21 protein-coding genes and 1 tRNA gene are annotated in these 19,883 nt (G+C 68.9%); 13 read left to right on the plus strand and 9 right to left on the minus strand.

Annotation, left to right across the window (positions count from 1 at the left end; all coding sequences use genetic code 11):
- Nucleotides 1–300: 300 nt before the first annotated feature.
- Nucleotides 301–1,425 (plus strand): three-Cys-motif partner protein TcmP, encoded by a 1,125-nt coding sequence (tcmP, locus tag AB0H75_RS47000; protein WP_367807976.1) that lies wholly within the window; start codon nucleotides 301–303, stop codon nucleotides 1,423–1,425.
- Here tcmP and AB0H75_RS47005 read toward each other — a convergent pair.
- The 3 genes from AB0H75_RS47005 to AB0H75_RS47015 all read right to left on the minus strand — a co-directional run bounded on the left by AB0H75_RS47005 (nucleotide 1,400) and on the right by AB0H75_RS47015 (nucleotide 4,747).
- The gene (locus tag AB0H75_RS47005; RefSeq protein ID WP_367807978.1) at nucleotides 1,400–2,167 is read right to left on the minus strand and encodes a DUF5131 family protein; all 768 of its coding nucleotides are present in this window, start codon (nucleotides 2,165–2,167) and stop codon (nucleotides 1,400–1,402) included. The two genes, tcmP and AB0H75_RS47005, sit on opposite strands and share 26 nt — an antisense overlap.
- Before the next feature lie 727 nt (nucleotides 2,168–2,894).
- Nucleotides 2,895–3,572: a sulfotransferase domain-containing protein gene (locus AB0H75_RS47010; RefSeq protein WP_367807980.1), complete on the minus strand. Its 678-nt coding sequence runs from the start codon at nucleotides 3,570–3,572 to the stop codon at nucleotides 2,895–2,897.
- Nucleotides 3,573–4,252: 680 nt separating this feature from the next.
- Nucleotides 4,253–4,747 carry a DUF6461 domain-containing protein gene (locus AB0H75_RS47015; RefSeq protein WP_367807982.1) on the minus strand — a complete coding sequence of 165 codons (495 nt, stop codon included), beginning with the start codon at nucleotides 4,745–4,747 and terminating at the stop codon, nucleotides 4,253–4,255.
- A gap of 204 nt (nucleotides 4,748–4,951) precedes the next feature.
- On the opposite strand from AB0H75_RS47015, the gene AB0H75_RS47020 reads away from it, so the two are divergent.
- The 3 genes from AB0H75_RS47020 (at nucleotide 4,952) to AB0H75_RS47030 (ending at nucleotide 6,722) form a co-directional block, all read left to right on the plus strand.
- The gene (locus tag AB0H75_RS47020; RefSeq protein WP_367807984.1) at nucleotides 4,952–5,341 is read left to right on the plus strand and encodes a hypothetical protein; all 390 of its coding nucleotides are present in this window, start codon (nucleotides 4,952–4,954) and stop codon (nucleotides 5,339–5,341) included.
- Between the two features lie 165 nt (nucleotides 5,342–5,506).
- Nucleotides 5,507–6,274, plus strand: a complete 768-nt coding sequence (locus AB0H75_RS47025; RefSeq protein ID WP_367807986.1) for a PAS domain S-box protein — start codon at nucleotides 5,507–5,509, stop codon at nucleotides 6,272–6,274.
- A complete protein-coding gene (locus AB0H75_RS47030; RefSeq protein ID WP_367807988.1) occupies nucleotides 6,258–6,722 on the plus strand; it encodes a hypothetical protein in 465 nt (154 codons plus the stop codon). The genes AB0H75_RS47025 and AB0H75_RS47030 overlap by 17 nt, the downstream gene beginning before the upstream one ends.
- 18 nt (nucleotides 6,723–6,740) lie before the next feature.
- On the opposite strand, the gene AB0H75_RS47035 is transcribed toward AB0H75_RS47030, so the two are convergent.
- From AB0H75_RS47035 to AB0H75_RS47045, 3 genes are all read right to left on the minus strand, one after another.
- Complete coding sequence (locus AB0H75_RS47035) at nucleotides 6,741–7,721, minus strand: LLM class flavin-dependent oxidoreductase (RefSeq protein ID WP_367807990.1); 981 nt, start codon at nucleotides 7,719–7,721, stop codon at nucleotides 6,741–6,743.
- A gap of 107 nt (nucleotides 7,722–7,828) precedes the next feature.
- Nucleotides 7,829–9,154 carry a glycoside hydrolase family 6 protein gene (locus tag AB0H75_RS47040; protein WP_367807992.1) on the minus strand — a complete coding sequence of 442 codons (1,326 nt, stop codon included), beginning with the start codon at nucleotides 9,152–9,154 and terminating at the stop codon, nucleotides 7,829–7,831.
- 164 nt (nucleotides 9,155–9,318) lie between these two features.
- Nucleotides 9,319–9,987, minus strand: coding sequence for a TetR/AcrR family transcriptional regulator (locus AB0H75_RS47045; RefSeq protein ID WP_367807994.1), 669 nt, complete (start codon nucleotides 9,985–9,987; stop codon nucleotides 9,319–9,321).
- 60 nt (nucleotides 9,988–10,047) lie between these two features.
- Between AB0H75_RS47045 and AB0H75_RS47050 the strand changes: the two genes are divergently transcribed.
- The 6 genes from AB0H75_RS47050 to AB0H75_RS47075 are packed head-to-tail and all read left to right on the plus strand — an operon-like array spanning nucleotide 10,048 to nucleotide 14,710.
- Nucleotides 10,048–11,904: an MDR family MFS transporter gene (locus AB0H75_RS47050; protein WP_367807996.1), complete on the plus strand. Its 1,857-nt coding sequence runs from the start codon at nucleotides 10,048–10,050 to the stop codon at nucleotides 11,902–11,904.
- Nucleotides 11,901–12,329: a hypothetical protein gene (locus AB0H75_RS47055; protein WP_367807998.1), complete on the plus strand. Its 429-nt coding sequence runs from the start codon at nucleotides 11,901–11,903 to the stop codon at nucleotides 12,327–12,329. Before AB0H75_RS47050 ends, AB0H75_RS47055 begins: the two co-directional genes overlap by 4 nt.
- Nucleotides 12,326–12,562, plus strand: a complete 237-nt coding sequence (locus AB0H75_RS47060; RefSeq protein ID WP_367808000.1) for a hypothetical protein — start codon at nucleotides 12,326–12,328, stop codon at nucleotides 12,560–12,562. Before AB0H75_RS47055 ends, AB0H75_RS47060 begins: the two co-directional genes overlap by 4 nt.
- A gap of 13 nt (nucleotides 12,563–12,575) precedes the next feature.
- Nucleotides 12,576–13,052, plus strand: coding sequence for a universal stress protein (locus AB0H75_RS47065; protein WP_367808002.1), 477 nt, complete (start codon nucleotides 12,576–12,578; stop codon nucleotides 13,050–13,052).
- 29 nt (nucleotides 13,053–13,081) lie between these two features.
- Entirely contained in the window at nucleotides 13,082–13,855 is a 774-nt protein-coding gene (locus tag AB0H75_RS47070; protein WP_367808004.1) for a M15 family metallopeptidase, read from the plus strand.
- Between the two features lie 12 nt (nucleotides 13,856–13,867).
- Nucleotides 13,868–14,710, plus strand: a complete 843-nt coding sequence (locus AB0H75_RS47075) for an NUDIX domain-containing protein (protein WP_367808006.1) — start codon at nucleotides 13,868–13,870, stop codon at nucleotides 14,708–14,710.
- On the opposite strand, the gene AB0H75_RS47080 is transcribed toward AB0H75_RS47075, so the two are convergent.
- Nucleotides 14,696–15,022, minus strand: a complete 327-nt coding sequence (locus AB0H75_RS47080) for an STAS domain-containing protein (protein ID WP_367808008.1) — start codon at nucleotides 15,020–15,022, stop codon at nucleotides 14,696–14,698. The two genes, AB0H75_RS47075 and AB0H75_RS47080, sit on opposite strands and share 15 nt — an antisense overlap.
- A 51-nt stretch (nucleotides 15,023–15,073) precedes the next feature.
- Here AB0H75_RS47080 and AB0H75_RS47085 point away from each other — a divergent pair.
- Nucleotides 15,074–15,160, plus strand: a tRNA-Ser gene (locus AB0H75_RS47085).
- A 13-nt stretch (nucleotides 15,161–15,173) separates the two neighbouring features.
- Here the strand turns inward: AB0H75_RS47085 and AB0H75_RS47090 are convergent.
- A complete protein-coding gene (locus AB0H75_RS47090) occupies nucleotides 15,174–17,282 on the minus strand; it encodes an AAA family ATPase (protein WP_367808010.1) in 2,109 nt (702 codons plus the stop codon).
- 114 nt (nucleotides 17,283–17,396) lie between these two features.
- Here AB0H75_RS47090 and AB0H75_RS47095 point away from each other — a divergent pair, with 114 nt between their 5' ends.
- Entirely contained in the window at nucleotides 17,397–18,353 is a 957-nt protein-coding gene (locus AB0H75_RS47095; protein WP_367808012.1) for an NAD(P)H-quinone oxidoreductase, read from the plus strand.
- Between the two features lie 5 nt (nucleotides 18,354–18,358).
- The gene (locus AB0H75_RS47100) at nucleotides 18,359–18,883 is read left to right on the plus strand and encodes a bacterial proteasome activator family protein (protein ID WP_367808014.1); all 525 of its coding nucleotides are present in this window, start codon (nucleotides 18,359–18,361) and stop codon (nucleotides 18,881–18,883) included.
- 38 nt (nucleotides 18,884–18,921) lie between these two features.
- Here the strand turns inward: AB0H75_RS47100 and AB0H75_RS47105 are convergent, their stop codons facing one another.
- On the minus strand, nucleotides 18,922–19,719 hold the full coding sequence (locus AB0H75_RS47105) for a Cof-type HAD-IIB family hydrolase (RefSeq protein ID WP_367808016.1): 798 nt from the start codon (nucleotides 19,717–19,719) through the stop codon (nucleotides 18,922–18,924).
- Between the last annotated feature and the right edge of the window lie 164 nt (nucleotides 19,720–19,883).

Genomic DNA, 19,883 nt, shown 5'->3' on the forward strand with positions numbered 1-19,883 from the left:
GCCCGGCCGGAACCCTCCGACGGCCCATCATGACCCGAGTCTGAATCCCGAAACTCTCCCTGACCAGACCACCGAGATCTTCAGGACAGTCCTAGAGCCGCTCCGCCACTCACTCCCTGTCGTTACCGGTTCATCGCCTGATTCCGAAGCCTATCCGCAATTATGGACACGGCCTAATTCGAAATAAGGTGCGCATAGAACGACAATGCACACATCCGCACTGAGATCGTTTGATTACGGCATGTTGCGGCTCTACAGTGGCAGAATCATCCGTCACGACGACTCGGCGAGGGGTTCAGGATGACGTCGTTCTTCGAGGGCAAAAAGGCTGCCGCAATTCTCAAGCATGAGATCTTGAAGCAGTACGCTGCACCATTCACCGGCAAAGTGGGGAAGTACTCGCAGGGCAACCGCGTAGCGTTCATCGACGGCTACGCAGGAGAAGGGCAGTATCAGGACGGCACCGAAGGGTCGCCGGCGCTACTGATGCGCACCGCACACAAGCTGCTTCCCACACGACGCCTCGAATGCATGTTCGTCGAAAAGGACCGGGACTGCCTTGAGAAGCTCCGCGCCCTGGTTGCCGCTGAGGGGCAGGGAGTAATCGCCGAGGTGTACGAGGGGGATGTCAAAGAGCATCTCGATGTGCTATTGGAACGCAACAAAGGGATTCCACTTTTTGTCTTCCTAGATCCTTTTGGCTTGATGGTGCCATTCGATGACGTAGTTAAGATATTCAAGAGATCTGGGGGCACGGGCGCGCCGGCCACTGAAGTACTAATAAACTTCAACGCGACCGGGCTTCGCCGCATCGCGGGCCATCTGTCTAGCAGTACGCCTTCTGAAGCAACTCTCCGGCGAATGGATGATGTATGCGGAGGTAATTGGTGGAGAAAGTCCTGGATCGACAACGCCAACGATCGACAAGCTGCAGAAGCTGCCGTTGTTGAAGGCTATGCGAAGCGCTTGAGTGAGGCGGCTACGCCTCACTACGGCTATTGGACAGCAGAGGTCCGTAACAAAGCCCATCACAAGCCGCTGTACTACCTCATCTTCCTAACCCGGCACATTGAAGGCCTCGTCGTGTTTGGGGAGGCGGTTTCTCTGGGGCTTCAGGAATGGCGACGAGTGGTGAATGAGAAGGAGACAGAGGGAACCCTATTCGCAGGAGAAGACCTCTTCGAACAGAGCGAGAAGGTACTGGCAGACGAGTGGGTAGCCGAGATCACTACCAACCTCCGTCGCCTTCTGAGCGAGGGCAAATCATTCGTCATCAGCGATCGCTACTCAGAGGTATACGGCAAAGCGCTCGGACTCGCCCGGCAGAAGCACCTGCGAAAAGCGTGGAAAGAGCTACTCGGAGAAGGATTGACCAAGACAGACTCGAAGGGCGACCTGGTCAAGAAGAGGATAGAACCAGCCTAGAACTCTCCGGCTCCGGGAGATCACTGTATATTTTGCCATCAAGCTCACGGCCACCATGCTTAGGTGTACGGCCTCCCCACTGCTTGAAGAAGAAGGGGACTTCCGCTTCTAGGCAGCGATCTCGAAGTGACCTAATCCATTCCGGGTCCATTGGCCTATGGTTAGGTCCGCTCTCTCCGCCTGCTATAAGCCAATCAATACCGGCTAGGTCTATCGATACGAGATCGCCGAGCAAAGGCTCCGCGGATACGAAACGTACCGCTGATGGGACCTTTCGGAGATCATCAAGTCGCCAGGCTTGCGCCTGCGTCTCAATGCTTACCCCGATCCAGATATTCGATGACCACGGGAGGCGTCCTGCTAGCCGAGCTAGTCGTCGAGGTCTCTTGGTGAGAATCTGGTATGTATGACGAGGAGTATCCACCATTATCTCAAATACCTGTCGAATGAAATCGTCCGGCACTCTAGCATGAAATAGATCCGACATACTATTAACGAAGATAGTGCGCGGACGAGCCCATCGATAGGGTGTAAGAAGAACCTCCGGATGGAGTGTAAGGGCAAATCCTTCTCCACTAGTGCGAGGATCTCCGTCGCGTTGATATTTTGGATTTCCCATCGCTTTGAGCCGACGAGCTAGCGTCAGAGCGTAGCAGTTGTCACATCCTGGCGAGATCCGATCGCAACCCGTGGTGGGGTTCCAGGTTGCCTCTGTCCACTCGATCCCACTTTTATCCGCCATGATCTCACCGTATAGAATCGTCGCTACAAGAACAGGTGTTCGGGCAAGACTTTGTGTAACAGTTTGTATACACGACTCTCACCAGTTGGTGAGGGAAAACGCTCAGACTCTGAAGGGCCCAGCACGACGCTCCGACCGGTCCTCGGACCTCCGTCCACTCCACGCGCCGTACCGCCGCTGGGGCTAGGCTCGACAAGCTGCTTGTGCGTTCTCACGATGGATCGTTCGCGCAGAGGCCGTGACGATCGCTGACTTCGGCGCCCGTCGTGACGGCTGGGGCGATCGGCTGCCGCGGACCGACTTCGTCGATCCTTGCCATCGAGCCCGAGGGCCGAGGTCCGCTGTACAGCAGCCAGTACAGCAACGCCGACTCACTAAACCGAACGGCGGCTATCTATGCCTGCTGTTCAGAGCGACGTGAAAGTGATCCACAAGCTGGCTGCCTTGCCCTACGGATCAGAAGGTTAGGGGTTCGAGTCCTCTCGGCCGCGCACAGCAGCAAGGCCCGTTCCCAGGGGTTCCTGGAGCGGGCCTTCGCGTTTGTCAGGACAATCTCGGGCTCCTGCTGACACTCCTGTTGCCGCGGGCTCCCTTCCTTCTCGCTGGCCGACTCGGCGAAGGTGTCGGCGGTGGTCTCTGCCGTACGGCCCGGGCCGCGCGCGCTGCGGCGGCGTACAAGGGCTCCTTGACCGACCGTGGACCGGAAACGCAAGGGCGGGTCTCGCCTTCACGCGTCGCGTGAATACCCGAGCAGTTCCATGGCCGTGACGTTGTCGGGGCGCGACCAGAAGAGTTGGTGCAGCTCTTCTGTCAGCTCGTCCGCGTGTGTGCCGGTGTGTCCTCTCCGGAAGAAGCCGCTGTCGACCTGGTGAAGCTCGGCGAAGGTGGGAACACGGGCATCAGGCAGTGGCCGTAGGGCCGGCACCAGTCTGTCCAGCGCCTTCTCGACGGTTCGTCGCGGCTCGCGGATGAGCTCCTCGTAGCGGAGCATCACGCGATGGGGTGCGGGCGGACGTAGCCAGCTCAGCACGTTCTGGCCCCAGCTCCCCGTTCCCACCTCGTCACGACGGTTGATCATCGTGCGGATCTCGGCTTCGATGTCGGGCGCGCCGGTCAGATGGGCCCATGAGGTCATGGCGTCGCGGCCGTCTCGGACGAGACAGATCGCGCGGTCCTCTTCCCCGGCACGCTGCCGATGCGTCTTGACGAAGTGCGGCTTTCCGGAGGCGCGCATCTCCTCGATCGAGGAGGGACGTTCCTCGAAGCCGATCAGGTCAGGGCCAAGCCGCGCGGCCACACCGTCGACGTCGTAGACAGTGGAGGTGCGCACGCCGTACAGCTGCTTGAGGATGATGCGGAGGAAGGTGTTGCCTGATCGAGGGAATGAAGCGACCCAGATGATCATTCCTCAACGGTAATGTCCCGAGCCCCCGCGCCGCAGCTACAGCAGGTCGCGCGCGACCCGAGTGGCGGCGAGGCGGTGGTGCAAGGTACGAGCGGCGCCGGTCCGACCATCGCGAGAAGGGCGGGCAGGCCGACATCGCCGACCTGGAGGCGGGAGGTTCCAGAACGCGGTCTACGACCGGGACACCGGCACCCTGTGGTCCCCGCCGGCCTCGACGGCCTCCGCGGACGCCGTACTGCTCTTCGACGGCGTCTTCCTCCTGCGCCCGGAACTCCTCGACCGGTGGGACCTGCGCATCTTCGTGTCCGTCCCATTCGAGCGGACGGTGGACCACGCCCGGGACCGAGGCACAGCGCCGGCCGGAGCCACCACCGTCACCGCCGAGATCGAACGGTCCTGGCGCGACCGCTACATCCCCTCCCAACAGCTCTCCTTCGCCACAGCCCGCCCAACCGACCACGCCGACGTCATCGTGGACAACGATCAGCTCCAACAGCCGACCTGGGAAGCCCGGTCACGCTCATCGATACATGGGATGTGATGATCGCCCCAACGCCGCGGAGACCCAAGAGGAGGCATCGGATCTCGATCGGCTGCTGCCTTGCCGGGAGCCTCTTCTCATGCCGGCCCGTGCCGGCGCCGTCCCTGCTGACCAGCGCGATCAGGTTGAGAAGCCTCCGCTAGTACGGCGGCAGCACGCCGACCAGGGTGGGGATGGTGTCGTCGGGGAGTTCCAGGCCAGTGAGGGCCTGGGCGAGTTCGGCGGCCTTGATCAGATCGCCTTTCGTCTCCATGTCGAGCTCGCGCATCCGCGGCAGCAGGCGATCGGGGTGGGCGCCGCCGCGGCTGTCGGGTTGGTCCGGCTCGAACGTGGTGATGACCACGCCGTCCTCCGCGTAGACGAAATGCTGGTCCAGGTTGACGTTGACGAACACCGTGGCCGCTGCGGTGCCCCGGGAGAGGCGGACGATCACCTCGTCCACGGTGCCGGCGAAGCCGTTCGGCTCGGCCAGGATGACGCCGCCGTCCACCTCGAAGGCGGCGATCTCGCCCTCCTCGCCCTCCGGCTCGGTTCCGGGGCTGATCCGGGCGTCCATACGGAGGAGTGCTTCCCGGGCGGAGAGACCACGGACGTAGGTGATGGACACGGCGGTGTCGTCGAACCAGTAGTCCATTGATGCCCCTTCTCGGTGAACGGTGACGTGATCATGGCAGAGGAGTACGACGTATTCGGTCTGCCGGGCAGGCGGGCCCGCGGAGAGGGCCACACCCTTCGGAAGGAAGCACTTCCGGTTGCCGGTGCGGGTACGGGATGTCGGCGGTCATCACACTTCGGCATCTCAGCGTGATCGGGCGATCACGGATGGCATACTCGGGGGATGCCGTCCTGGATCCCCCGTGAGGATGCGCGTTGTTTCGGTGGTGCCCTACCGAGCCTGGTGCTCTACTCGGCCGAGCCCGTCGTGCAGTTGCCGCGGTTCCGGCTGGTCGGTGGTGGGAGGCCGGCGGTGTGTTCCGGGTACGCCTTCACGCCGGGGGTGACCTTCTGCATGATCGAGGGGCCGGGGAGGTTCCGGCTCATGGTGGAGGGGATCACGCATCGGGACGAGGCCGATGATCGCTTCGTGTGGCTGGGGTTGGTGGAGCGGGCCGGGGGCGTGGTCCTGGCGGTGGTGGACAGCCGCGATCCCGCGCGTGGCTGGGCAGAGCTGGCGCAGGACGAGCGGGTACGCGGGGGGTACGTGGCCATTCACCGGCGCTCCGGTTGAGCCGGCTCCGGGCGCGCCCGAACGGCCCCCAACGGCCTCCGAACGGCCGCAAGACGGGACGACTCGCAGCGGAACGAGTTAAAGGGGCACCCGAAGAGGAAGACCCACATGGCCACGGTGATGTCCTCGGCGTTTCCGCTGACCCGTTGCACTAGCCTGGCTACCGTGGGTGACGAGCTGATCGCGCGGCTGGCGCGCAGAATCGGGCGGCGCGGAGCGTCGCTGGCCTTCGTCGGGCTGCTCAGCCTGGTGATCGGCGCCTCCCTGGTGATCGCCTCGCCCGAGCAGCGCGCCACGCCGGCCTTCATGGTGTTGTCCGCCCTCGTCCCGCTGGCGGTCTGGGCCGCCGCGTGGTTCGCCGTCGGCGTGTTATGTCTGGTGCAGACGTTCATGCGGTCCGACAGGGTCGCCTTCGCCGCGGCCACCGCCCTGCTCCTGCTGTACGGCCTGATCTTCCTGTCCTCCACCTTCACCGGGCAGAACCCGCGCGGCTGGGTGGCGGGGGCGGTGTGGCTGGCGTTCGGCGGCTGGATCGCGTTGATCGCCACGTGGCCGGAGGCGGTGAGCATGACCCGGCTGCCGGCGTCCGGCACGGCCGCCGTGGTCGTCGCGGACGCCGCCGGCACGATCCTGTCGTGGAACCCGCAGGCCAAGAAGCTGTTCGGATGGAGCACGGACGAGGCCGTCGGGCAGCCGCTGACCGTGCTCATGCCGGCCCGCTTCCGCGCCCACCACGCCGAGGGGCTGGCCAGGGTGCGGGCCGACGGCCGGTCGGACGTGGCCGGCGAGATCATTCCACTGGTGGGACTACGCCGCGACGGCAGCGAGTTCCCGATCGCGCTCACGGTCAACGCCTGGCACAGCGACGACGGCGTCACCTACACCGGCGTGATCCGGCCCTTGGGAGGAGGCGGTCATGTCCGGCATCGCTGACGTGGCCATCCAGGCCGCCATCGGGGTGGTGCCTCTCGGGGTGGCGTACCTCGCCTTCAGGTCCGCGACCGACGCCAACAGGAAGACCCAGCAGACCGCGCTCATGCAGGCCGAACGCCAGGCGGAGATGGAGCGCTCCAAGGTGGACGCGGAGGCGTTCCTGCGAGCGAAGACGATCTACGAGGACGCGCTGAGCCAGCTCGAACGGCAGATGGAGCGGGTGCAGACCCAGTCCGACCAGCTCAACTCCGACCTCGTGGCCGAGCAGAGCAGCTCCACCGCGATGCGCGACCACATCCGCCGCCTCCAGGCGCAGATCAGGGCCCTGGAGCGGACGGTGGTCGCGCTGCGCACCCAGCTCGTCGGGGCGGGGCTCTCCCCCGTGCCGGTCTCCGAGGCCACCGGTCCGTACGCGGTCAACAGGACGCGTCCCGACGACGGACGTTAGAGCCCAGCCCGTACGACCTCAGAGCCCGTACACCTCGGCCAGCAGCTCGGCCGAGCGCAGCCAGACCTTGCGGTCGGGCGCGGCGAAGGCGACGATCAGCTCGTCGGCGTGGGCGTGCTCGGCGAAGCGGTCCACGTACTCCTTGACCTCGGCCGGGTCACCGACCGCCGAGTACTTCATCATCTGCAGGAGCTGCTGCCCGGCGGGCGAGTCCAGGATCATGTCCGCCTCCTCCGGGGTGAACGTGCGCCCCCGCCCGAGGAACCGGCTCACCCGCAGCCGCTTGGCGGCCAGGTACTGCTCCTGCGCCTCCTCGCCGGTCTCGGCGGCGATGACGTTGAGCGCGGCGATCACGTACGGCCGGTCGAGCTGCGCGGACGGCTTGAAGTCCCTGCGGTAGAGCGCGACCGCCTCCTCCAGCGCCGTCGGGGCGAAGTGCGAGGCGAACGCGTACGGCAGCCCGAGCGCGGCGGCGAGCTGCGCGCCGAACAGCGACGAGCCGAGGATGTACAGCGGCACGTTCGTGCCCTTGCCCGGGGTGGCGTGGACGCCGGGGATGCGGGTCTCGCCGGTCAGGTAGCCCTGCAGCTCCAGCACGTCCTGCGGGAAGGTGTCGGCGGCGGACGGGGTGCGGCGCAGGGCGCGCATGGTGTTCTGGTCGCTGCCGGGGGCGCGGCCGAGGCCGAGGTCGATGCGGCCCGGGTGCAGGGTCTCCAGCGTGCCGAACTGCTCGGCGATCGTCAGCGGCGAGTGGTTCGGCAGCATGACGCCGCCCGCGCCGAGGCGGATCGTCCGGGTGTGGGCCGCCACGTGGGCGATGAGCACGCTGGTCGCCGAGGACGCGATGCTGTCCATGTTGTGGTGTTCGGCGTACCAGACGCGCTTGTAGCCGAGCTCCTCCGCGCGCTGGGCCAGGGCCACGCTGGCGGCGAAGCTGTCGCCCGCCGTCTCGCCGTCGCCGATGTGCGCCAGATCAAGGATGGACAGCGGCAAAGCCATGGGTACGCGCCTTTCGTGGGAGATCCGGCTGATTGCAACAGCAACGAAGGCGCGGTTATTTCGCCGGGCCCCGCGGCGGGCAGGCGGCGGGACCCGGCGAGCGGCGGTCAGGAGGCGGTGCAGGTCACCGGGGACGGGGTGGCGTTCTGGCCGGTGGAGTTGACCAGGAAGCCGAACGTGGTGCCGGCGCCGGCGGCCAGGTTGCCGTTCCAGTTGAGGTTGGTGACGGTGACGGCGCTGGAGCCGGACAGGGTGCCGTTCCAGAGCTGGGTGATGGTCTGGCCGCTCGGGAGCGTCCAGCCGACCTTCCAGCCGGAGATCGCCGAGGAGCCGGTGTTCTTGACGGTGACCTCGCCCTGGTAGCCGCCCTGCCACGCGCTGGCGATCTTGTAGGTGGCGGTGCAGCCGTCAGGGCCGCTGGTCGGGGTCGAGGTGGGGGTCGAGGTGGGGGTGCCGGTCGGGGTCGGGCCGTCGGTGGGTGACGGGGCGGCGATGGCCAGGTCGTACGCCCGCTGCGGCACGAACTGCCCGGCACTGGCGATGCAGCCGTCCGCCTCGCCCGGCGGCTTGACCCAGAGGAAGGCGTCGATGGCGGAGTCGCCGGTGTTCGTGGTGCTCCAGGTGCCGGTGGCGCGGCCGGCGGGGTCGCACCACTCGCTGCCGGCAGGGCCGTTGCCGTTGCGGCTGGTGTCGATGACGGCCTTGAGGCGGGAGACGCCGGTCGCGGAGATCACGCTCTTGGCGTACGAGACCAGGCCGGGCGTGGCGCGGTAGTTGGAGGTGTTGAGCGCGATGCCGTCGGCGCTGTTGGCGACGTCCGCGCCGGTCAGCCGGGAGGCGGCCTCCGAGGGCGACAGCCAGGCGTCGTGGCCGATGTCGAAGTAGACCTTGGCCTGGCCGCGCAGCTTCTTGCCCGCGTACGCCATGGACGCCTTGACCTCGGCCTGCTGGGAGGCGTTCATGCAGTTGGTCATGATGGCCAGGGCGTCGGGCTCCAGGATGACGGTGGCCGGGCGGCCGGCCAGCCCGAGCGCGATCTGGTCGATCCAGGCGCGGTAGGAGGAGTGGTCGGGGGCGCCGCCGGCGCTGGCGCCGCCGCAGTCGCGGTTGGGCATGGCGTAGACGACCATGATCGGGATCTTGCCGGCCGAGGCGGCGGCGCCGACGTACGCGTCGACCTGCCCGCGGACGGTGGACGGGTTGTAGCTGGCGAACCAGCGACCCTGGGGCACGGCGGCGATGCGGTCCCTGATGACGGGGGTGCGGCTGTCACCCGGGTTCGCGGCCACCCACTTGGCGGCGTTGGTCTGGGGATCCACGTAGAAAGCGGAGTCGGCGGCCTGGGCGGTGGACGTCGACAGGACGACCGCTCCCGCGGCGGCCAGGGCGGCCGCCGTGAGGAACGCCGCCAACACGGGCCTTCTGCGAGACATGCAATCACTCCGTTGGTCATGTGGGAGCGCTCCCACCGGCACTTCGGATGCTAGGGAGCGCTCACCAGCGGCTCAAAGACCTCCGATCGCTTCCGGCGGCATCGTCCCAGGCCAGGGCGGGCACGACAGGTGAAACTTTCACCATCCCCTTCGCCCGGCACCGCTCATTCGGCCAGGCAGGCCTCGAAGACAGCGGTCAGCCGGTCCACGTCGGCCGGGGTCGGAGTCTCGGGGCCGAGCCGGCGGCGCAGGGCGCCGACGCCCAGGACGACGGCGGCGGCCATGCGGGCCCTGGCCAGCGCCTCAGGGCCGCCGAGCACGGCCTCCAGCGGCTGGAGCACGGCGCCGATCAGGCGTTCGCGGGCCACCTCCTCGATCTCGGGGTGGCGGGCCGAGCGTTCGAGTGCCCGCAGGATCGGGCTCTCCGGCGGATGCTGCATGCGCTGGGCGGCGTACTCGGCCAGCCGGCGCGGCAGCCCTTCGCGGTCGCCGTCGAGCAGCGACTTTATCGTCGGCTCGCCCTCCAGGACCGCGCCGAACAGCCCGGCCTTCGAGCCGAAGTAGCGGCCGACCAGCGCGATGTTCGCGTCGGCGGCGGCGGCGATCATACGGATGGTCACCTGCTCGTAGCCGTGCTCGCCGAAGAGCGTGCGCGCCGCCTGCAGGATGCGCTCGCGCGTGGCCTCGCGCCCGCGCGCCCTGCCCTCGGGCGCCCTGCCCTCGGGCACACCGCTGCTCTCGGGCGCCGCGCCTTCGACCGCTGGGCTCTCGGACGCCGCGCCTTCGACCGCTCCGCCCTCAGCCGCCTCGTGCCGAGTCACCTGGGCCTCCATGCCCCGCACTCTACTCAAGCGGCACCCCGGCGACCCCAACTTGCCGCGCGGCTAGTAAACATGCGTATACTCAAGTGGGATAAAAATGTACGAAGGGGATGTGGTGTCTTGGTAGCCCAGGCGCATGCCGCCGCTCCCCCTGCGAAGCGGACCTACACCCACCGCGAGATCCTCGAGGTCATGTCCGGGCTGATGCTCGCGATGCTCACGTCGATGATCTCGACCTCGGTGGTGGGCACGGCTCTGCCGACGATCGTGGGGGAGCTCGGCGGTCAGGACCAGTACTCATGGGTGGCGAGCGCCACCATGCTGACGATGACGGTCTCCACGCCGCTGTGGGGCAAGCTGTCCGACCTTTTCGGACGCAAGCTGCTCTTCCAGACGTCGCTGGGACTGTTCGTGTCGGCCTCGATGGTGGCGGGCCTCTCGCAGGACATGGGGCAACTGATCGCGGCACGAGCCGTGCAGGGCCTGGGTGTGGGCGGTTTGTCGGCACTCTCCCAGGTGATCCTGGGGGACATCGTCTCGCCCCGCGAGCGCGGCCGTTACTCCGGCTACATGGGAGCGGTCTTCGGGATCTCGACGGTCGCCGGACCGCTGCTCGGCGGGTTCATCGTGGACACCGACTGGCTCGGCTGGCGCTGGTGCTTCTACGTCGTGGTGCCGTTCGCGGTGGTGTCGTTCATCGTCATCCAGAAGGTGCTGAAGCTGCCGCCGACCAAGCGCAGCACCACCATCGACATCTGGGGCGCGACGACCATCACGGCCAGCGCGAGCGCGCTCATGCTGCTGCTGACACTCGGCGGCAACGACTTCGAGTGGAACTCGTTCTGGACGTACTTCCTCGCCGCGATCGCCGTGCTCATGCTGGCGCTGTCGGTGCTGGCCGAGCGGACGGCCCGTAACCCGATCCTGCCGCCGCGGCTGTTCCGCAACCCCACGTTCGTGCTGACCAGCATCGCCTCGCTCTTCGTCGGCATGGCGATGTTCGGCGCGATGATCTACCTGCCGCAGTACCTGCAGATCGTCAAGGGCATGAGCCCGACGAACTCCGGCCTGATGACGCTGCCCATGGTGGTGGCGCTGTTCCTGGCCGGCGTCATCTCCGGCAAGATCGTCACCGCGACCGGCAAGTGGAAGATCTTCCCGGTCGCCGGCCTGCTCATCGTGGCCATCGGGCTGTTCATGTTGTCGCGGCTGCACGTCGACTCCAGCAAGTGGCTGATCGGCACCGACGTGGCCGTGCTCGGCATCGGCCTGGGCCTGTCCATGCAGATGCTCATCCTGGCCGCGCAGAACGGCTCCGAGCTGCGCGACATGGCCGCCACCACCTCCGGCGTGTCGTTCTTCCGCTCGCTGGGCGGCGCCGTCGGCGTGGCGATGTTCGGCGCGATCCTGACCGGCCGCCTCAAGAACGAGATGACCACGCTGATCGCCGAGGCGGGCATCAAGCTCCCCGGCGGCGGGGACGTCAAGCTCGGCAGCCCGAGCCAGATCCAGTCCCTCCCGGGACCGTTGAAGAACATCGTGCTGGAGGCGTTCACCCGCGGCCTGGAGACCGTGTTCATGGTGGGCGTGCCCATCGCGCTGCTCGGCTTCGTCGCGGTGCTCTTCCTCAAGGAGCTGCCGCTGCGCGGCAGCGCCATGCCGGCCGCGGAGCCGAAGTCGCTCAGCAAGGACGACCTCGTCCTGGCCGGGCTGCTGCTCGAACTGGTGGCTCAGCGGGTCGAGCGGGCCAACGGCGAGCGGTCCGCGCTGCTCACCGCGGTCGCCCGGATGGCCCCGCCCGACGGGCGTCCCGAGCGCGAGCGCGCCAGGACGGTCGCGCAGACGGTGCTGCGCCCGACCTCGCGTGCGCTGCTCTCGCAGGCCGCGCCACCTCAGAAAGACCTTGTCACAGGAGGAATCTCGCAATGATTCGCAAGTTCGTGGGCGCCGTCGCCGCGGCCCTGGCCCTGATGGCCGGGTTGTGGCTGATGATCGCCCCCTGGGCGCTCGGCAGCCAGCCCGACAACGCCGACTGGACCGACATCACCACGTCCGAGTTCTGGACGGGTCTCGGCGTGGCCGTCGTGGGCCTCGCGGGTGCGATCAGCTTCGCCCTGGCGATCCACGAGGAGCTGGTGAAGCGCGGCCTGGTGGTCGTGAAGCCGCGCAAGGTCGAGCAGCCGGAGCCCGAGGCGGCCCCCGCCGCGCCGCAGGCGTCCTCGGCCGAGCTGGCGAGCCTGCTCGCCCCGCTCGTCGAGGCCCTTCGTGAGGACATGAACCGGGGTGACCGAGCCGGTGGCGAGCACCGCCAGAACGGCAAGGCGACCCTGGTGGGAGTGGAGGACAACCGATGAAGGCAAAGCTGGGTGTCAGCGCCCTCGTGCTGCTGTTCCTGGGCGGCCTGTGGCTCGTCGCGGCTCCGTTCGCGGTCGGCTATCAGCCGCGGGGCGCCGAGTACGTCGATGCCACCGTCAACGACCTGTGGGTCGGCGGCGGCCTCGCCGGGCTCGCGTTCGTCGCGCTCGTGATCTACGCGGCCGACGCCCTGCGTGAGCTGGCCCGCCGCGGCAAGCACGCCGAGAGCTGACGCGAGACCTGCCGTGTTCGGCGGTAGCACGGACCCCGGGCGGGAGCCGCTGGAAGGCAGGCTCCCCGCCGGGGAGTTCGAGATCGGCAAGGACGGCGCCGGCCTGCTGGTGGTGGGGTTCGACGGCTCGGACCCGAGCCGCAACGCGCTCGCGTACGCGGCCGGGCTCGCCCGCAGGGACAACGCCGCGCTGCTCGTCGCCTTCGTCGAGTCGCTCAACAGCGCGAACCTGTGGTTCTTCGCCGGCTCGCCCATCATCCCCGACGCGGCGGCCGACCTCACCGAGGACCTCAAGGACGAGCTGAGCGGCAGCGGGGTGCCGTGGCAGTTCGTGAGCCTGCGGGGTGACGCGGCCCGGGAGCTGGAGACGCTGGCCAGCTCCCACATGGCCGACGCCATCGTGGTGGGCCGCTCGCGGCACCCGCGGTTCGGGTCGGTGGCCGCCACGCTGGCGAAACGGGCCCGCCGTACGGTGCTGATAGTCCCCTGACCAGGTGGGACGTCGCATATGGTGGCCGGATGAAGCGTGCTGCCGCCATGGCGTTCGTGATGCTCACGACCGTGTCGTGCGGCGCGGCGGAACCCGTCGCACCGCCCGCTCCCTCGTCGGAGCCGGCCACGTCCGCGCCCGTCCAGGACAAACCCGCACAGGACGAGCCCGCGCAGGAGCCGGCGTCACCGACGCCGTCCGCGACACCGTCCACGAAGCCCAGCGCCACCGCGACGCCCGCCTTCCGCGCGAAGGTCTCGGCGGTCTCCCGCGACCGGCTGCCCTACTCGTGGCGGCCCGGCTGCCCCGTGCACTACCGGGACCTGCGGCTGGTGACGCTGTCGTACTGGGGCTTCGACGGCCGGCCGCACACCGGCGAGCTCGTGGTGCGCGAGAGCGTCACCGACGACATCGTGACGGTCTTCCGCAAACTGTACGCGCGGCGCTGGCCCATCAGGCAGATGAAGCTGGTGGACGCCTACAAGGCCGACGACTACGACTCCATCGACGCCGACAACACCTCGGCCTTCAACTGCCGCAACGCGACCGGGTCCAGCAATTGGTCCAATCACGCGTACGGGACGGCGATAGATGTCAACCCACTCGAAAACCCATATGTCACCGCAAGCGGTAGCACTGCACACAAAAACGCCAAAAAGTTCACCAAGCGCCCAATGAAGGGTAAAGGTGTGATTAACCCTGGGGATATGGTCGTCAAGACCTTCGCCCAGGTCGGCTGGGAGTGGGGCGGCTACTGGTCCGGCACCAAGGACCTTCAGCATTTCTCCAAGGGCGGAGGCTGAGACAATCACGCCATGGCGGCTAAGGACGGCGACGGCTGGACCGAATGCGCCCAGGGCCACCGGCACTGGGGAGTGCACGGCGCCTCGGGGCTCCTCCTCGTGCACCACGACCCGGGCGGGACGCCGTACGTGCTCATGCAGAAACGCTCCTGGTGGAGCCATCACGGCGGCACGTGGGGCCTGCCCGGCGGCGCCCGCGACAGCCACGAGGACGCCGTCACCACGGCCCTGCGCGAGGCCCGCGAGGAGGCGGCGCTCGGCGCGGACGGGCTGCGCGTGCAGGGCGTCTACCTCGACGACCACGGCGGGTGGGCGTTCGAGACGGTGATCGCCGAGTCGCCCGAGCGGCTGGCGGCCGTCCCGGCCAACCGCGAGAGCGCCGAGCTGCGCTGGGTCCCCCTGCCCGAGATCACCGAGCGGCGGCTGCACCCGGGCTTCGCCGCCACGTGGGGCGAGATCCGGGGGACGCTGCGCCCGGAGACCATCGTCCTGGACGTGGCCAACCTCATCGGCGCGCGGGCCGAGCACGGCTGGTGGCGCGACCGCGCGGGAGCCGCCACGCGGCTGCTGGAGGACGTGGCCGGGCTCCGGCTGCGGCATCCGGTGCTGGCGCAGTGGTATCCGCGGATGGTCGCGGTGGTCGAGGGGGCGGCCAAGGGCGTGCCCGACGTTCCCGGCGTCCAGGTGGTGGCCGCCACGGGCAGCGGCGACGACGCGATCGTGGACGTGGCGCGGCAGGCCAGGCCCTGGGAGCGGGTGACAGTCGTCACCGCCGACCGCGGGCTGCGCGAGCGGGTGGGCGCGCTGGGCGCCGAGTGCGCGGGCCCCAAGTGGCTGCTGTCACAGCTCGGCTAGCGCCACGCCGTCGAAGGCGTTCCTGAGCCCCGTCACCTCCAGCACGCGCCGCATGACGCCCTGCACGCCGACCAGGCGTAACGAGCCGGCGTGCGCCGCCACCCGGCGCTGGTGCTCGACCAGTGTCCACAGGCCGCTGGAGTCACAGAAGTCCAGCAGGGCCGCGTCGATGACGATGTGCACGCGGCCCTCGGCGAAGAGCCGGGCCAGGCTCTCCTTGAGCAAGGGCGCGGTGAGCTTGTCGAGATCGCCGGTCACTCGTACGAGTGCGCGGGCCTCGCCACGCACCACCTCGACGTCGAGATCCGCCACCTCCTGAACGTACACCGGCCCCACCACAGCCGCTATCGTGGTTTCCGCACAGGAGGGTTCGCATAGTGGACGAGTGCAGCCGCCTTGAAAGCGGCCAGGTCAGCGATGGCCTCGTGGGTTCGAATCCCACACCCTCCGCTCGGCGGGTCGCTCAGGGGGCTCCGGTGAAGCCGTCGCCCACGTGCGCGGCGAGCTTCAGGTAGGCCTCGCGCGTCGCGTCCTGCAGCCGGTCGAGGTCGATCTCCGCGCCCTCCTCCAGATGCGGGTCGTACGGCACCTGCACCACGGCCCGGCAGCGGGCCGCGAAGTGGGCCTCCAGCTTCGAGATGTCCACCGCCGACTTCGAGCGCGGACGCACGCTGCACAGCACCACGGTCGCGTTCTTCACCAGGTCGCCGTAGTGGTGGGCCTCCAGCCAGTCGAGCGTGGCCGAGGCCGCCCGGGCGCCGTCCACCGACGGGGAGCTGACCAGCACGATCTGGTCGGCCAGCCCGAGCACGCCGCCCATCGCGGAGTGCAGCAGGCCGGTGCCGCAGTCGGTGATGCAGATCGAGTAGAAGCTCTCCAGCACCTGGGAGACGGCCTGGTAGTCGGCGCCGCTGAACGCCTCCGACACCGACGGGTCGCGGTCGGAGGCCAGCACCTCCAGCCGGGAGGGGGCCTGCGAGGTGAACGCCCTGATGTCGACGTACCGCTTGACCTGGTCGCGCTCGTTGAGCAGGTCGCGCACGGTGGCCGAGGTCTCCAGCACCAGCTTGTCGGACAGGGTGCCGCGGTCGGGGTTGGCGTCCACGGCGATGACGCGGTCGCCGCGCACCTGGGCCAGGGTGGCGCCGAGGCCGACCGTGGTCGTGGTCTTGCCCACGCCGCCCTTCAGGCTGAGCACGGCCACCCGGTGGTGGCCGGCCGTGACCGGGGTGCGGGCGCGGGTCATCAGCTCGCGGCGGCGGCGCACCTCCGGCGGCTCGCCCGGCTTGATCCAGCCGCCGGACGCCTTGTAGACCAGGCGCCGCCAGCCCTTGGACGGGGCGTTGCGCCGGCCGCGCAGCAGGGTGTCGGGGTCGAGGCTGTCGGCGGTGGGGCGGCCGGTGACCGGGGGCCTCGGCGGGGCGTTGAACACCGGGACGGGGGCGGGGCTGCGGCGCGCGATCGGCGGGATGTCGCGTTCGGCGGGCCGCCACTCCTGCTGCTCGGTCCACTGGGGGCGGGGCTGCTTCTGGATCGGCTCCACCCTGGGCGGCGCCTTGGGCTCGGCCTTGAAGGGCGCGGGCTCGGGCTCGTCGTGGACCGGCTCGGGCTCGATCCCGGGCTCGGTCCCGGGCTCGGTCCCGGGCCGCCTGCCGGTCGCCGGGGCGGTCTCGGACGCCGGGTGCGCGGCGGCCTCGTCCCCGGCCGGGCCGGTGGTGAAGGGACCGGTGGACGGGCCGGTGGGGCGGTCGGTGGAGAGGCCGGGGGAAAGGTCTGGGGAGAGGTCGGCGGAGAGGTCGGGCCACTGCGGGCGCTCGGTCCTGGGCAGGGTCTCGGCCCAGGACTCCGGCTCCGGCGCGGGCTCCGCCGCCGCGGGCTCCTCGGCCCACTGGTCCTCAGCCTGCTTGTCCTCGGCCCGCTTGTTCTCGGCCCGCTTGTTCTCGGCCCGCCGCTCCTCGGCCCGTCGCTCCTCGTGCTGCCGCTCCTCGCGCTGCCGCTCCTCGGCCTGCCGCTCCTCCGCCCACGGCTCCTCGGCCGGGGGGCGCGGCCAGCCGCCCGGCTCCGAAGGGCGTGACCAGTCGGCGGGCGGCCAGGTGGCGTCCGCGCGCTCGTCCGCCTCGGGCTCCTGCGCGGCCTGCGAGGGCTGCGGGGGCTCGGCGGCCGGGGTGAACGTCGGCCCGTAGCCGTCGGTGTCGTCAGGGCGCGGCAGCGGCTTGAGCGGGGCGTGGAACGGGTCCACCACGGCGGGCGGCTCGTCCCGGTGGAGCTCCCGCAGGGCCTCCCTGGTGATGTCCGTGGTGGCCGCCTCGCCGAGCCATTCGTCGTCCGGCTCCGCGGGGGCGGCGGGGGCGGGGGCAGTCGCCGACTGGACGGCCGCGCGGAACAACGGCGGCGTCGGCGTGTCCGGCTGCGCCGGGACCAGCGACCACGGGTCCTTGGGGTACGGCGAGACCGGCTCGTCGGCGGCCGCGGTGGGAGCGCCGACGGAGACCGGGGCCTCGTCGGTCTCCTTGATCGCGTCCAGCCAGGCCAGCTGTTCCTCGAGAGATTCCTCTCGATCGTGTCTTGCCACCGTGTTCCCCCTCGGGTGGGTCTAAAGGGGCAGCAAATACCTTGCAGATTAACGCCCTGGGTTCCCGCCGAGCCCGGCAACCCACAACTTCTTTGCCCGGTTACCGTGGTTCGCATGCGAGCCATAGAGATCACCAGGCCCGGCGGGCCGGAGGTGCTGGAGTGGCGCGAGGTGCCCGAGCCGCAGGTCGAGCGCGGCGACGTGCTCATCGACGTCACGGCCTCGGCACTCAACCGCGCCGACGTGCTGCAACGCAACGGGATGTACGACCCGCCCCCGGGCGCGCCGCCGTATCCGGGGCTGGAGGTGTCGGGGGTGGTCGCCGAGGTCGGCTCGGACGTCGAGCACTTCAAGGCCGGCGACGAGGTGTGCGCGCTGCTCGGCGGCGGCGGTTACGCCGAGCGCGTAGTGGTGCCGTGGCAGCAGGTCATGCCGGCGCCCGAGGGCGTGCCGCTCAAGGAGGCGGCCGGGCTGCCCGAGGTCGCCTGCACGGTCTGGTCCAACGTGTTCATGCTGGGCCGGCTGCGCAGGGGCGAGACGCTGCTGGTGCACGGCGGGGCCAGCGGGATCGGCACGTTCGCCGTCCAGCTCGCCAAGGCGCTCGGCTCGCGCGTGGTCGCGACCGTCGGCACCGCGGAGAAGGCCGAGCAGGTGCGGCGGCTCGGCGCCGACGAGGTGATCAACTACCGCGAGGAGGACTTCGCGGAGAAGGTCCAGGCCGACGTCATCCTCGACATCATCGGGGCCAAGTACCTGGCGGGCAACCTCAAGGCGCTGCGCACCGGCGGCCGGCTGGTGATCATCGCGTTGCAGGGCGGCGCCAGGGGCGAGATCGACCTGAGCACCCTCATCGCCAAGCGCGCCTCGGTCCACGCGACCACGCTGCGCGCCCGGCCGGTGGACGAGAAGGGCGCGATCGTCCGCAGCGTGGTGGACAACGTGTGGCCGCTGGTCGCGGCGGGCGCGGTGCGGCCGATCGTGTACGCGGAGCTGCCCATGTCCGAGGCCGCCGAGGCACACCGTATGTTGGATTCCGGGGAACACGTCGGCAAGATCCTGCTAGTACGGTGAGTGTTATGAGTGCTGAGGACAACAACACCCCTCACATCGTGGTGGTGGGCCCCGACTTCCAGGGAGGTCAGGGCAATAGCGGCGAAGAGGACCGCTCGGTCACGCAGCTGGTCGAGCAGCCCGCCAAGGTGATGCGCATCGGCAGCATGATCAGGCAGCTCCTGGAGGAGGTCCGCGCGGCTCCTCTCGACGAGGCCAGCCGCAAGCGGCTGAAGGAGATCCACGCCTCCTCGATCAAGGAGTTGGAGGACGGCCTGGCGCCGGAGCTGGTCGAGGAGCTGGAGCGCCTCTCCCTTCCGTTCACCGACGACAACAACGGCACCCCGCCGAGCGAGGCCGAGCTGCGCATCGCGCACGCCCAGCTCGTCGGCTGGCTCGAAGGGCTGTTCCACGGCATCCAGACCACGCTGTTCGCGCAGCAGATGGCCGCGCGGGCGCAGCTGGAGCAGATGCGCAGGGCGCTGCCCGGCGTGCCGCAGACCCTCGACGACTCGGGGCGGCCCCACGGAGGCTCGGGGCCCTACCTGTAGGGCGGCGCAGGACCTGTAGGGCGGCGCGGGGAGGCTGCTCAGAACAACTTCTCCAGCACCTGCGCGACACCGTCCTCGTCGTTGGTGGCCGTCACGTGATCGACCGCCGCCAGCACGTCGGGGTGCGCGTTGGCGACGGCGTACGACGTACCTGCCCAGCTCAGCATGGGCAGGTCGTTCGGCATGTCCCCGAACGCGACGACCTCCGCGGCCTCGATGCCCTGCTCCTTCGCGAGCGCGGCGAGGGCCGTGGCCTTGGTCACCCCTTGGGCGCTCATCTCGATCAGGCCCCGGCGGCTGGAGTGGGTGGCCGTCACCAGATGGCCGACCAGCTCGTGGACGACGGCCTGCAGCTCGTCCGCGTCCATGCGCGGGTGCAGGGCCAGCAGCTTGGCGCAGGGGCGGGCGGTCACCGACCGGACCGGCGGGGCCTCGCCGGTCCGGCGGTCCAGGCCACCCAGGAGGAAATCGGACTCATGCGCAAAACCGGCTTCATACTCGACCGAAAATACAAGATCGGACACGTTCGCTCTTAGCTGAGCGACGACTTCGCGGAGCACGTCCACCTCGATGAGGTGAGATTCCACTATCCGCTCGGTGTGCAGGTCGTAGACCAGGGCCCCATTCGCACAGATCGCGAGCCCGTGGTGACGTACCGCGCTCGCCACACCCCCCATCCACCGGGGCGGGCGGCCGGTCACGAACACGAGCAGGGCACCGGACTCCTCGACTCGAGCGAAGGCGGCGACGGTCCGGGGAGATACGGTTCCGTCGTGGCGGAGGGCGGTGCCGTCCAGGTCGGTGGCCACAAGACGGGGCGCGGGGAGGCTGTGCATAACACGTTCCAGTTTGCCCGGTGATGCCGTCTGACAGAAATCTTCCACGGGACGGGAACACCGACGCGCCAAAATGGTGTTAGATGTGATGGCGTTGTATTAGCTGATCCCGTAGTGAAAACCAGCATGACATTGTCTGAGCCACCCCGGGTGCCTGCTGTACG

Source organism: Nonomuraea sp. NPDC050783, from assembly GCF_040802095.1.
Taxonomy (GTDB): Bacteria; Actinomycetota; Actinomycetes; order Streptosporangiales; family Streptosporangiaceae; genus Nonomuraea.